Genomic DNA, 13,458 nt, shown 5'->3' with positions numbered 1-13,458 from the left:
GTGCCATTGGTGCGCTCCTTTTTCGGTGTCTGAAGCCTGCCTGTTTCGGCCGTCGCTGGGGAGACGACGACACCTAAACCGGCACTTCCGTGGTGTGTTTGATCCGGCGCAGCGCGAAGAGCGTCGATGTGCTGGCGACGCATTTATGCTCTAACACGCGGCTCATCAGGATGGTTTCGAAATCCGCCATGTCCCGCACCAGCAGGTGCAGCAGATAATCCCAATCGCCGGAGATCGAATAGACCTCGACAATTGTGGGCTCAAGCGCCATGGCGCGCTGGAAATCCTGGCGGGATTTGGTGCTTTGGGACGTCATGCGCACCTGGCAGAACACGTCCATACCGCGGCCCACAGCCGCTGGGTCGACCAGTCGAACCGTTGCTCCTAAGATCCCCCGGTCTTCCAGATTGCGCAACCGCCGCCAACAGGTCGCGGGCGAGCTGTTGGTTGCTTTTGCAAGCTCTGCCACGCTGCCGGAGGCGTCGCGTTGCAGCAGGGTGAGTAGGCGGGTCTCAAGAGCGTTCAGTAGCTTCATTTGTTTCACTTTATGTTTAATATCTGAAATATAACTATCACTATTCCGCATAACTTGACAAATTTTGAGAGGTTGCTTCTACCATGCCGCGTTAGAATTGCGCGCAATAATGCCACCTGAAACAGGAAGCGGATTGCGGATGACCGATCAGACCACCATTCTTGAGCATTACGAGCTGGAGGAGCGCTACACACGCACCAAAGGCCGGGTTTTCCTGACCGGCACGCAGGCAATCATCAGGATTGCGCTGGATCAGGCCCGGCGGGACCGGGCGCGCGGTCTGGACACCCGCGGCTATGTGTCGGGCTACCGCGGGTCGCCAGTGGGCGGTGTTGATCTTGAGATTGCGCGCAACAAGGATGTCGTTGCAGAGGCCGGGATCACCTTTCTACCTGCCATCAACGAAGAGTTTGGCGCGACCCAGATGATCGGCACGCAGCAGGTGGAAACCGATCCGGACAAGGACTGTCTGGGCGTCTTCGGGCTCTGGTACGGCAAGGGGCCGGGGGTGGATCGGGCATCGGATGCGCTCAAACATGGCAATGCTTATGGGTCGTCCCCACATGGCGGTGTGCTGGTGGTGGCTGGCGACGATCACGGCTGTGTTTCCTCGTCCATGCCGCATCAGTCGGACGTCGCTTTCATGAACTTCTTCATGCCGACGGTGAATCCGGCGAATGTGGCTGAATTCCTGCCCTTCGCCGAATGGGGATATGCCCTGTCGCGATATTCCGGCATGTGGGTCGGGTTCAAGGCGATCTCTGAGACCGTCGAGTCGGGCATGTCCTTTGAATTGCCCGCGGATCGGGATTTCCTGACGCCGGATCACGCGATACCGGACACAGGGCTGCATTACCGCTGGCCCGATCTGCCGGGCCCCCAGATCGAAGAGCGCATGGAGGCCAAGAAAGCGGCAACCTTGGCCTTTGCCCGCGCCAATCCCATCGACCGCGTCGAATGGGGCCACGCACATGCCCGGTTTGGTATTGTGACCACCGGGAAATCGCACCTCGACGTGCTGGAGGCGCTGCGATTGTTGGGGATCGACAAGGAGATGGCGGCAGATCTGGGGCTTGATATCTACAAGGTCGGCATGGTCTGGCCGCTGGAACCGACACGGGCGCTGGACTTCGCACAAGGCAAGCAGGAATTGCTGGTGATCGAGGAAAAGCGCGGGATCATCGAAAGTCAGCTCAAGGAGCACTTTTACGACTTTCCGGGCCAGAAACCGCAACGCATGGTGGGCAAACGGGACGAGAAAGGCGAGCGGCTTGTGCCCTGGACGCATGAATTGGGTGCCGTGATGCTGGCCGAGATCATCGCCAGGCGGCTTGATCAGAACACCCCCGGTTTGAAACTGTCGCAATTGGCGGCAAAAGCGGTCCCGACGCCAAAGCTGATCGACATCCCCGGTGCCGCGCGCACGCCTTATTTCTGTTCGGGCTGTCCGCATAATACCTCCACTAAAGTGCCAGAAGGCAGCGAGGCATTGGCGGGCATCGGCTGCCATTTCATGGCCAGTTGGATGAACCGCAAAACCACGTCGCTGATCCAGATGGGGGGTGAGGGGGTGAATTGGGTCGCCCGGTCCAAGTTCAACGGAAACAAGCATATTTTCCAAAACCTCGGTGAGGGAACCTATTACCATTCCGGATCACTCGCGGTGCGCCAGGCCATCGCGGCGGGCACTAATATTACTTATAAGATCCTGTTCAACGACGCGGTGGCGATGACCGGTGGGCAGGGCGTCGACGGGCCCATTTCGGTGCAGGGCATCGCGGCCAGTCTGATTGCAGAAGGCGCGCGAAAGGTCGTGGTTGTTTCCGATTACCCCGAAACCTTCCGACGCGCGGATTTTCCGGCAGGTGTGCGGATCGAACACCGCCGCGATCTGGACCGTGTACAACGAGAATTGCGGGAGATACCGGGCACGACCGTTCTGATTTACCAGCAGACCTGCGCCACCGAAAAACGGCGCTTGCGGAAACGTGGAAAACTGGAGGACCCAAAACGGTTTGCCGTCATCAATCCGCTGGTCTGCGAAGGCTGCGGTGATTGTTCGGTCGAAAGCAATTGCCTGAGTGTCGAGCCATTGGAGACCGAATTTGGCCGCAAGCGGCAGATCAATCTCAATTCCTGCAATAAGGATTTCACCTGTCTCAACGGGTTCTGCCCCAGTTTCGTGACGGTCGAAGGTGGCACGCTGCGCAAACGCGGCAGGGCCTCCGCTGGGGATGCATTTGATCAGCTGAAACGTGATCTTCCGGCGCCAGAGATGCCGACGCTGCAAACGCCCTGGGACATTCTCGTGACCGGAGTGGGGGGCACCGGTGTGGTGACCGTCGGGCAGGTGATTGCGATGGCGGCCAATCTGGAAGGGAAGGGCACAACCGTTCTTGATTTCATGGGGTTTGCCCAGAAATTTGGCCCGGTTCTCAGCTATATCCGCATGTCGAACACACCGGAGGGGGTGCATCAGGCAAAGATCGAGCCCGGTTCCGCCGATGCATTGATCGGATGTGATCTGGTGGTCAGTTCCTCGCCCAAAGCGTCAATGACCTATCGCGCTGGTAAGACGCGCGGGGTCGTCAACACGGCGCTCATGCCGACCGGTGATCTGGTGCAGAACCGCGATGCCGATTTGAACGCCGCCACGCGGTTGCAGCAGATTGCGCAGGTTCTGGATGCGGATCTGGCCGCGCTGGATGCAAATGCGTTGTCCGAGGCGCTGTTGGGGGACAGCGTATTTGCCAACGTCATGATGCTGGGCGCGGCCTGGCAGGCAGGGCTGGTACCCTTGAGCGAGGCGGCTTTGATGCGTGCGCTCGATCTGAACGGGGTCAAGCCGGAGCAGAACAAGCAAGCTTTTATCTGGGGGCGGATCGCTGTTCATGCACCGGATGAAGTGGAGAAAGCAGCCGACCTGCCTTTGAAAAGCGCCGAAACCATCGAGGAATTGATCGCGCGCCGCGCGGCCTTTTTGACGGCCTATCAAAACGACGATTGGGCGGCACGGTATCTGGATGCGATTGACGGCATAAAACAGGCGGAAACACGAGTGCTGGGCGCGCCGGGAGCGTTGACCCAAGCGGCGGCAAAGGGACTTTTCAAAACCATGTCGTACAAGGATGAATATGAGGTGGCCCGGTTGCACAGCGAAACGGGTTTCATCGAAGTTTTAAACCAACGGTTTGAGGGCGATTTCAAAGTCTATCATCATCTGGCCCCCCCGCTGATCCCTGCCGGTAAAGACGCACGGGGGCGTCCGCGCAAACGGTCTTTTGGCCCCTGGGTGCACGGGGGCTTTAGAGTATTGGCGAAAATGAAAGGCTTGCGGGGCACGCGCTGGGATCTCTTTGGCAAGACGAGTGAGCGCAAAATGGAGCGGGCGTTGATCGGTGAATATCGAGAGGTGCTGGCGCAATTGAAAACCGGGCTGACGCGCGAAAACCACGAAGACGCGGTGCGGATCGCTGGGCTGATCATGGATGTGCGTGGCTTTGGACCCGTCAAGGAAGAGGCTGTGCACAGGATGCGTGCGGCGCTGTCCACCGCCTTGCAGGGATATGGAAAGGTCAGCGCAGGGCCTTGATTTGCATCACCCCTATGACCCTGGACCAGCGCGCGAAATGCAAATTGCCACCCGCTGCGTGTTGTGCGTAGTCTCGGCGCATGACTGCACATGATACGCCCCGTTTCGCCGCCCGCCTGAATGCCTTCAAAATCGGTGCAGATGCCTATTGGCCAGGCAAAAACACGGTCACAACGGCGGACTTGCTGGCGCGGGCGGCCACGGCTGGCCTGAACGCGGCCGATCTCAATTATCCCGATCACTTTGTAAATGACCGACCGGTGGACCTGAAAATTGCCCTCGACGACAACGGTATGGTGCTGAACGGGATGGCCATGCGCTACTACACCGATCCCGGGTACAAGCTGGGGGCGTTTACCCATCCCGATGCGGCGGTGCGCCGGGCGGCGATCGATGAGACCAAACGCGGCCTTGATGTTCTGGCCGAGATGGGGGGCCGTCTGATGACCCTTTGGATGGGGCAGGACGGTTTTGATTACTCGTTCCAGATGCACTACGCGCAGGCGTGGGACCATACGCTGGCCGCGATGGCCGAAGTGGCCGACCACAATCCCGGCATAGACATTGCGCTGGAATACAAACCCAATGAGCCGCGCGCATTCGCCCTGATGCCGGATGCCGCAACAACCTTGCTCTCGCTCAAAGACATCGGGCGGTCCAACACCGGTGTGACGCTTGATTTTGCCCATGTGCTTTACGCGGATGAAATGCCGGCATTTGCCGCAGCGCTGGTGGCACGGCATGCGCGCATATTGGGCGTGCACCTCAATGATGGCTACGGCAAATGGGACAATGGCCTGATGGTGGGGGCCGTACATCCCATTCAAACGATTGAACTTTTGGTGGAGCTTGCGCGGTCCGGCTATGATGGCGCGCTCTATTTTGACACCTTCCCCGATCATTCCGGCCTTGATCCGGTCGAAGAGGCGCGCACCAATATCGAGGTGGTGCAGAAGCTGCGGGGCATTGCCGCGGGTCTGGTCGGAAACGCAGAATTGCAGGACGCGATTTCACGTCAGAATGCGCCGGCGGCTATGCGGATTGTGCAAAACGCGATGCTGGCGTGAGCCTCTTCGTCGTCGGGGCATTGCACCTTGATGTCGTGCTGCGTGCGCCGCATCTGCCAGTGCTGGATGAAACGGTAACCGGCAGGTCGGTTGACTATGTGTTTGGTGGCAAGGGAGGCAATCAGGCGGTTGCCGCCGCGCGATTGGGTGCAGAGGTCAGTTTTGCCGGTCGGGCGGGGGCTGACAGTTTTGGCGATATGATCCGCGCGGAGCTGAAAAACGCAGGCCTCGATCACCGCCAGTTGCAAAGCGACGCAGGACCAAGCGGCATGAGTGCGGCCATCGTGGACGATCAGGGCGAGTACGGCGCAGTGATCGTATCGGCGGCAAATCTGAACATCGATGCGGATGCCATTGTCGTGCCGGAAGGCACGCAGCTTGTGGTGCTGCAGAATGAAATCCCGCAGGCGGTCAACACGGCGATTGCGCAAAAAGCCAAGGCGCTCGGCGTGCAGGTCTGGTTGAACGCAGCGCCTGTGCGCGCCTTGCCAGATGCCTTTGTCTGCCTGATCGATTTGATCATCGTGAACCGGGTTGAGGCCGCAGCATATCCGTCGCCGAGTATGCCCTTGCTGGAGACCCTGGGCGCGGATGGCGTGCGTTATGATCAGCAATTCTACCCTGGGCATTCGGTTGAGGTGGTATCCACCCATGGGGCAGGGGACATGTTTGTGGGTGCCCTGGCCTCCCGCGTCGTGTCGGGTGCAGATGTCGCCGGGGCGATTTCCTTTGCGCAGGCCGCGGCCGCGCTGCATATTTCCATGCCTTTGCACGCGCGCGCAGACATCACCGCCCGAAAGGTCGAAGATTTTCTGGCGGCTCAACGCAGCCGGTAAAACCGCGCAGCGCTGCCCCCAAATATATCGGCCCGCTCCGTCGCGCTGAGATGCGCCGTCAGCGCCTGCGCCGTGTCATGCCAGACATCATATTCCGCCTGTAGCCTGCAGACCGGCCAGTCTGACCCCCACATCACCCGTGCCGGTCCAAAAGCGTCGATAACATGTTCTGCGAAGGGGCGCAGGTCCTCGATGGTCCAGCCATCTGCCGCTTCGGTCACCATGCCGGAGAGCTTGCAATACGCATCCGTATCTTCGGCGAGCCGTGTCATTCCCGCAGCCCAGTCAGAGAAGGCTTCCCGGCCCGCCATTGCCTCGCGGATCTGCGGTTTCATCACGTGATCGACTACCACGCGCATCGACGGATAGCGCGCCAGAAGCGTCTGGAAATTAGCAATATGTTGCGGGAACCCCAACGCGTCGAAGGTCAGGTCCAGATCGACGATTGTCCGATAGGCCCATTGGATTTCATCACGCAGCATCCAGTCGACTTCGGGAATGTCCTGGATCATCGGTCGTACGCCGAGAAACTTTGGATGTCTGGCCAACCGTTTCAGGGACGCGAGGTGATAGGTATCATCAAAGTCGATCCAGCCAACGACGCCTTTGACACTCGGGGTCGCGTCGGCCAGGCCCAGCATGTATTCGGTCTCCTCCACCGTGGCAGCCGCTTGTACCAGCACCGTGCCGTCAATGTCATGACGTGCGAGTGAGGGTGCAAGATCTGCGGGCCAATAGGGCCGGTTCAGGGTGCCGTTGTCCTGCGGCATCCAGTCGTAATCGCCCCGCGCGGGCTGCCAGTAGTGTTGGTGCGCGTCGATCTTCACGTCGGCGCATCCTCACGCATCAGACCTTTGGCTTTCAGGTCCTCCCAAAGCGCCGATGGGATGTCGGCCTGGGCCGCCGCGAGGTTGCCCTGCATCTCCGACACCCCCTGACCGCCGGGGATGACCGCCACATGGGCCGGGTGCAGCAGCGGAAACTGGAAGGCTGCATCCACCATGCGCACCCCGTGATCTGTGCAGACCGCTTCGATGGCATTCACCCGGTCGATGATCGCCTGCGGCGCCGGATCATAGTTGTAGTAGGCGCCCGGTTTCGCACCCGTGGCCAGAATGCCGGAGTTATAGGGCCCACCGGTGACAATCCCGATGCCGCGTTTTTCGCAGAGCGGCAGGAAACTGTTCAATGCCTCCTGCTCCAGCAGCGTATAGCGCCCGGCGAGCAGGAACAGATCGAAATCCCCGCGTTCGGCAAGGGTCTGGCAGACCTCCCATTCATTGATGCCGCCACCAATGGCCTGAATCATCCCCTGATCGCGCAGGCTGATCATCGCGTCATAGCCTCGGCCACCAAAGAATTCCTCGATCCGCATGTCGGAGATTTCTTTCGAGCCGTGGCTGAAGATGCATAGATCATGCACATAAAGAATGTCGATCCGGTCCACCCCCAGCCGCGAAAATGAATGCTCCACCGAGCGCATGACGCCGTCATAGGTATAGTCATAGTGTTCGCGCCGCTGCGGCACCTCGAACCATTTCCCCACGCCTGCGCGATGCTCGGGCGCGCAATGCTGGATCAGGCGACCGACCTTGGTCGAGAGCACGTATTCATCGCGCGGTTTGCCCCGCAGAAACGGGTTCAGACGTGTCTCCGACAGCCCCAGGCCGTATAGCGGTGCCGTATCGAAATAGCGCACACCGCCCGCCCAGGCCGCATCCAGCGTGGCCCGTGCATCCTCATCGGAAATGGCCTTGTAGAGGTTGCCAAGCGGGGCCGTGCCAAAGCCCAGTTCGGTAAATGTCAAACCGCCATTGCCAATCCGGTCCCAATGTCGCGTTTTCAATGCCATGCCGGCCTCCCGTTCTGTTAGCGCCACCCTAACCCAGTTTCCCTTTGCGTGAACAGGTCACAAAATCTAAGCTGAAACAGGAAAAGGGGAGCGGGAATGACAGCACGGTTCAGGGCGGTATTTGCCCAGAAAAAGCCGGTGATCGGGATGGTGCATCTGGGGGCTTTGCCGGGGGCGCCGCTCTATGACCCATCGGTTGATCTGGTGGCCGCCGCGCGGGCCGATCTGCGCAGTCTGCAGGCCGCAGGGTTCGACGCGGTGATGTTTGGCAATGAAAATGATCGGCCTTACGAATTCGAGGTTGATGCCGCGTCGACGGCGATGATGGCCTATGTCATCGGTCAGCTGCGCGATGACATCACGGTACCTTTCGGCGTCAACATGCTCTGGGATCCGATGGCCAGCGTGGCGGTGGGCGCGGCGACCGGTGCTGCATTCGTGCGGGAGATTTTTACCGGCACCTATGCCTCCGATATGGGGGTCTGGTCGCCGGATGCCGGGCAAGCCATGCGCTACCGCGCCCGGTTGGGGCGGTCCGACATGGCGATGCTCTTCAACGTGTCCGCCGAGTTTGCGCATTCGCTTGATGCACGTCCTTTGCCGGATCGTGCCCGCTCAGCGGTTTTCTCATCCATCCCCGACGCGGTGCTGGTGTCGGGTCAGATCACCGGCGAGGCTGCGACGCTCGGTGATCTGGAGGCCGTCAAGGCGGCGCTGCCGGGCACGCCGGTGATGGCCAATACCGGTGTCAAACACGATACGGTTGCGGATGTTCTGCGCATCGCAGATGGCTGTATCGTGGGATCTTCGCTCAAGGTCGACGGAGATACCTGGAACGCGGTCGATCCGGACCGGGCGGTGGATTTCATGGCGCGGGTCCGGGCGGCGCGCGGATGAAAGAGCGCATCAGACAGGATCTTCTGACCTTGATGCAGGTGCCGGGTCTTTCCGGGCACGAGGACCGCGTGCGCCGTTCCATTCGCGCAAGCTTGGATGACATCGGCATCGCCAGCGAAACCGATGTGCTGGGCAATCTGGTGACCACATTCGAGGGGACGGGCCCGTCGGTCATGCTGTTTACGCATATGGACCAATTGGGGTTCGTCGTGCGGCGGATCGAGGCCGACGGCTTGATCCGGTTGGAACGCCTCGGCGGGGTACCGGAACGCGCGCTCGCAGCGCAAGAGCTATTGATCTGCGTCGGCGAGGGGCGCGATGTGCCGGGCATCATTGCCAACAAGAGCCACCACGCCACGACACCGGATGAAAAATATAAGGTTCTGCCCTATGCCGAAGTCTTCGTTGATGCCGGTTTTACCGCGCGAGCGGACGTCGAGGCGGCGGGTATTCGGATCGGCACCCCCGTTGTCTATGCGCCGCGCGCGCTGGCCATGGGATCAGACAGGATCTGCGGCACAAGCGTCGATGATCGCGCAGGCTGCGCTGCGCTTCTGGAGGTCGCGCGCAGTCTGCGCCGCCGAAAAAATGGCCCACCGGTGCACCTGGCGTTTACCGTACAGGAGGAATTCAACCTGCGCGGTGCGCAACCTCTGGCGCAGCAATTGCAGCCCGATATCGCCATCCAGATCGACCTGATGCTCGCAAGCGACACCCCCGATATGGCGGCGCGGGGTGACATGGTCCTGGGCGGCGGGCCGGGGATGAGCCTCTATTCCTTTCACGGGCGCGGCACGCTCAATGGCGTGATCCCGCATCCGGCGATGGTTCGACTGATCGAGGAAGCGGCAGAGGCCGCCGATCTGACCCTGCAACGCAGCGCGCAGGGGGGCGTGCTGACGGATCTGTCCTATGTGCAATTGGTGGGCAAGGGCGTGGCCGCCATCGATCTGGGTTTTCCCATGCGCTATTCGCATTCCGCCCGCGAGCTGTGTGACCTCAATGACCTGGAGGGGCTGACCAGCCTGCTGACCACGGCGCTTGCCCGTATTGGCCCGGATTTTTCATTGAACCGGGATGAGGTAACCTGATGAGCTACACATTGGGCATCGACATCGGCACCTATGAAACCAAGGGGGTTCTGGTCGATCACGACGGGCGCGTCGTTGCACAGGCCGCACGGGGTCACAAGATGCTGGTGCCTCAGGCAGGTTGGGCGGAGCACCAACCCGAAGAAGACTGGTGGGGCGATTTCGTCTTTGTCTGCCGAGCGATTTTAAAGGAAAGCGGCGTGGCGGCGGCGCAGATCAAGGCTGTTGCCTGCAGCGCCGTCGGCCCCTGCATGTTGCCGGTGGACAGCAGCGGTAGGCCGCTGATGAACGGGGTTCTCTACGGCGTGGATGGTCGGGCGGCGGCGGAAGTGCAGGAGCTGACGGACCGCATTGGCGCAGAGACAATCATTGCGCGCTGCGGCAATGCGCTGACCTCGCAATCGGTGGGGCCAAAAATCCTTTGGCTCAAACGGCACCGGCCTAAGATCTATGCCAAAACGGCGCATATCCTGACCTCCACCAGCTTTCTGGTGCAGCGGCTGACCGGTGAGGTGGTGATCGACCACTATACGGCCGCCAATTTCTCGCCGCTTTATGATGTGGCGACGCAACGCTGGGTGGATGATCTGGCGGATGACATCCTGCCCCTGGATAAACTGCCCCGGCTGTTATGGTCCGATGAAATCGCGGGTCATATTACCACCGCCGCGGCGGAGGAGACCGGATTGGCTGTCGGCACCCCGGTGACCGCAGGCACCATCGACGCAGCCGCCGAGGCGTTTTCGGTGGGGGTGGATCAGCCTGGCGATATGATGATGATGTATGGCTCCACGATCTTCATCATCCTGCGCGCGGCCAACCCGGTCAGCGATCCGCGCATCTGGTATGCGCCCTGGCTTTTTGCAGGCGAGCACGCGTCCATGGCCGGGCTGGCGACCTCGGGCACGCTGACCCATTGGTTCCGCGATCACATGGCGCGCGATCTCGATGCCGCTGAGGCTTTTCCGGCTTTGGCCGAGGAGGCGGCTTCATCCCCGCCGGGCGCCAATGGGCTGCTTTTGCTGCCCTATTTCTCAGGCGAGCGAACACCAATCCATGACATGGATGCGAAAGGCGCCCTTTTTGGCCTGAACCTCACGCATACGCGCGGCGATATGTACCGGGCGCTGATTGAGGGGATCGCCTATGGCACACGTCATGTGACGGACACCTTTGCCGAACTGGGGCAGGAGCCGACCCGTTTGTTGGCCGTTGGGGGCGGCACGAAAAACCGGCTCTGGCTGCAGGCCACCTCGGACATCACCGGGATTGATCAGGTGGTGTGCGACAAAACCATCGGGGCGAGCTACGGCGATGCCTTCATGGCGGCGCTGGCGATTGGCGCGGTGACGCGCGAAGATATCGCAGGCTGGAACCCGGTATCTGAGGTCATCGAGGCGCGAACTGGTGCCGCCTACGAAAAGAACTTCGCCCTGTTCCGGCGCCTTTATGAGCAGACCAAGGACATCGCAGCAGCACTTACTTGACCGCGCCTGCGGCCATGCCCTTGATGATGTATTTTTCGAGAAAGATGGCCACGACAACCAGCGGCAGGATGGCCGCGGAGGACAGCGCCGCCATGGACCACCAGTTGATGCCTTGGGAGCCGGTTTGAGAGGCGACCATGACGGGCAGGGTTTTGGCGTCCGTGGAGGTCAGCAGGGCGGCGAAGAAATACTCGTTCCAGCAGAGCACGAGGCTCAGGATAAAAGCCGCGACCATGCCGGGCAGGGCGATGGGCAGCACGATCTGGACAAAGGCCCCCCAGATACCGAGCCCGTCGACCAAAGCCGCCTCTTCCAACTCTACGGGGATGCCCTGAAACTGATCGCGCATGATCCAGATGACGATGGGTAGGACCATGAGTGTGTAGAGCAGGATCAGACCGATCCGGCTGTCGAGCAGATCGAGGGATTTGTAAAGCACGAGGAACGGCAGAGCTAAGACCACAGGCGGCAGGATCATCTGGCTAAGAAAGAAGAACGAGATATCGGAATTGCGCATGAAGCCGAAACGGTAATTGAACCGCGACAGCCCGTAGGCGGCAAGCGATCCGAGGATCACCGCGAGCATCGACGCGGAGACCGCGACGATGGCGGAATTCCAGAAACGTTTGAGGAATTCCTCGCGCACGGTGGAGACCTCGCCGATGAGGCGCGGGGAGAGGCCGAGGCTTTCCCAACCCTTCCATTTCGGCGTGAAATCCCACCAGGGGATCATATTACCGCGCATCACGTCGGGGGCCAGTTTGAATGATGTGGTGATTGTCCAGAAGATCGGAAAGAGGCAAATGACCGCCCAGGTTATGAGTGCCGCATAGATAGCAATGCGGCTGGTCCACCATTTGACCTGCACCTTGCGGTCGGCCTCGTGGTCTTTGAATACGGCACTCATGCCGGACGCTCCATCCAGCGGCTGACGAGTTTCAGCAGGGCCGTGATGAAGATGACGATCAGCACCAGATAGACCATCGCCAGCAATGTGCCGTAGCCCACGTTGGAGCGGTCGCGGTATTCGCGGAAAATGAAGCTGGTCACACTATCGGTGGCCCCGCCCGGGCCGCCGGAGGTGACGTTGATGATGATGTCCGCCAGCTTCAGTTTGAAGATGATCCGGATCACGATGGCGGTGACGGAAACGGGCAGCATCAGCGGGAAAATGACTTCCTTAAAGCTCTGCCAGCCGGTGGCGCCATCGACCTTGCTGGCCTCGATCACTTCGCGGGGCAGGGCCTGCAACCCGGCCAGCAGCATGATCATCATGAAGGGGATGAACGTCCAGGCATCCATGGCCATGATCATGAAACGCGCCATTTCGGGCGTGCCAAAGAAGCTTGGCTCAAACCCCAACTCGCGCACCAGCCGTGACACTGGCCCAAAGCGCACCTCCAACATGGACTTACCGACCATCCAGCTCACGGCCACAGGGCTGAGCATCAACGGCAGCAGAAACACCACGCGGAAGAACTTGCGCGCCCGGATCTGCGCATTGAGCAGCAGGGCGAGGCCAAAGGCGATCACATATTCCACGCTGACGGCGAGCACGTAATACACCATGTTTTTCAGCGCGTTCCAGTAGAAGGCATCACCCCACATCTGGCGCATGTTGTCCCAGCCGTTGGGCTGGGGCCCGTTTAGGGAAGCGAGGTTCCAGTCAGTGAACGACACATAGAGCGCAAAGAGCAGTGGGAAGACGACCAGGCTGATCACAAAGAGTGCAGCGGGCAGTACGAAAAGCGTGCGCTTGCCCTTTTCGCCATTCACGATCACCTGGGCCGCACAAAGCGCCGTGGCCCAGAGCAGGTAGGCAAAAAGCACCGGTCGCCAGGTGTTGAAACCAACAATGGACCGGTCGGTGTCATACATGAACTGCATCGCGGTCATGACGCAAAAGAGCATGCCTGCGCCCCAGACCATCGCCCGGCCGACGCGCCTGCGGGTGTCGGTGATCGTGTCCGCTGTGACGGTGTGCAGGAGGTCGCCTTCGGTGCTCATCACATGACTGTAGCGAGCCAGATGGAGGCTGTTAACCCTGAAATTTCAATGCGAAAACCGTAAAATGCAAAGGGCGCGACACTTCCATGCCGCG

The 13,458-nt window shown here is 60.3% G+C and carries 11 protein-coding genes; 6 read left to right on the top strand and 5 right to left on the bottom strand.

Annotated elements, in window-relative coordinates; genetic code table 11:
• Positions 1-73 precede the first annotated feature (73 nt).
• On the bottom strand, positions 74-535 hold the full coding sequence (locus Q1A63_RS10530) for an Lrp/AsnC family transcriptional regulator (protein ID WP_298970634.1): 462 nt from the start codon (positions 533-535) through the stop codon (positions 74-76).
• A gap of 139 nt (positions 536-674) precedes the next feature.
• Between Q1A63_RS10530 and Q1A63_RS10525 the strand changes: the two genes are divergently transcribed.
• The 3 genes from Q1A63_RS10525 (at position 675) to Q1A63_RS10515 (ending at position 6,030) form a co-directional block, all read left to right on the top strand.
• The gene (locus Q1A63_RS10525) at positions 675-4,127 is read left to right on the top strand and encodes an indolepyruvate ferredoxin oxidoreductase family protein (protein WP_298970636.1); all 3,453 of its coding nucleotides are present in this window, start codon (positions 675-677) and stop codon (positions 4,125-4,127) included.
• Between the two features lie 80 nt (positions 4,128-4,207).
• A complete protein-coding gene (locus Q1A63_RS10520) occupies positions 4,208-5,194 on the top strand; it encodes a sugar phosphate isomerase/epimerase family protein (protein WP_298970639.1) in 987 nt (328 codons plus the stop codon).
• Entirely contained in the window at positions 5,191-6,030 is an 840-nt protein-coding gene (locus tag Q1A63_RS10515; protein WP_298970641.1) for a PfkB family carbohydrate kinase, read from the top strand. Before Q1A63_RS10520 ends, Q1A63_RS10515 begins: the two co-directional genes overlap by 4 nt.
• Here Q1A63_RS10515 and Q1A63_RS10510 read toward each other — a convergent pair.
• Together Q1A63_RS10510 and Q1A63_RS10505 are read right to left on the bottom strand one after the other, a co-directional pair.
• Positions 6,015-6,857 carry an amidohydrolase family protein gene (locus Q1A63_RS10510; protein ID WP_299631466.1) on the bottom strand — a complete coding sequence of 281 codons (843 nt, stop codon included), beginning with the start codon at positions 6,855-6,857 and terminating at the stop codon, positions 6,015-6,017. The two genes, Q1A63_RS10515 and Q1A63_RS10510, sit on opposite strands and share 16 nt — an antisense overlap.
• Positions 6,854-7,882: an aldo/keto reductase gene (locus Q1A63_RS10505; RefSeq protein WP_298970644.1), complete on the bottom strand. Its 1,029-nt coding sequence runs from the start codon at positions 7,880-7,882 to the stop codon at positions 6,854-6,856. Before Q1A63_RS10505 ends, Q1A63_RS10510 begins: the two co-directional genes overlap by 4 nt.
• Positions 7,883-7,978: 96 nt before the next feature.
• Here Q1A63_RS10505 and Q1A63_RS10500 point away from each other — a divergent pair, with 96 nt between their 5' ends.
• The 3 genes from Q1A63_RS10500 to Q1A63_RS10490 are packed head-to-tail and all read left to right on the top strand — an operon-like array spanning position 7,979 to position 11,357.
• Positions 7,979-8,779, top strand: coding sequence for a BtpA/SgcQ family protein (locus Q1A63_RS10500; RefSeq protein WP_298970645.1), 801 nt, complete (start codon positions 7,979-7,981; stop codon positions 8,777-8,779).
• Entirely contained in the window at positions 8,776-9,870 is a 1,095-nt protein-coding gene (locus Q1A63_RS10495) for a M20/M25/M40 family metallo-hydrolase (protein ID WP_298970646.1), read from the top strand. The genes Q1A63_RS10500 and Q1A63_RS10495 overlap by 4 nt, the downstream gene beginning before the upstream one ends.
• Complete coding sequence (locus Q1A63_RS10490; RefSeq protein WP_298970648.1) at positions 9,870-11,357, top strand: FGGY-family carbohydrate kinase; 1,488 nt, start codon at positions 9,870-9,872, stop codon at positions 11,355-11,357. Before Q1A63_RS10495 ends, Q1A63_RS10490 begins: the two co-directional genes overlap by 1 nt.
• On the opposite strand, the gene Q1A63_RS10485 is transcribed toward Q1A63_RS10490, so the two are convergent.
• Positions 11,350-12,264: a carbohydrate ABC transporter permease gene (locus Q1A63_RS10485; RefSeq protein ID WP_298970650.1), complete on the bottom strand. Its 915-nt coding sequence runs from the start codon at positions 12,262-12,264 to the stop codon at positions 11,350-11,352. The genes Q1A63_RS10490 and Q1A63_RS10485 overlap by 8 nt on opposite strands.
• A complete protein-coding gene (locus Q1A63_RS10480) occupies positions 12,261-13,364 on the bottom strand; it encodes a sugar ABC transporter permease (RefSeq protein WP_298970652.1) in 1,104 nt (367 codons plus the stop codon). Before Q1A63_RS10480 ends, Q1A63_RS10485 begins: the two co-directional genes overlap by 4 nt.
• Between the last annotated feature and the right edge of the window lie 94 nt (positions 13,365-13,458).

This window comes from uncultured Roseobacter sp., from assembly GCF_947499265.1.
GTDB lineage: Bacteria > Pseudomonadota > Alphaproteobacteria > Rhodobacterales > Rhodobacteraceae > Roseobacter.
The sequence above is the reverse complement of the archived record's forward strand: the minus strand, read 5'-3'. Positions and strand labels throughout refer to the sequence as shown.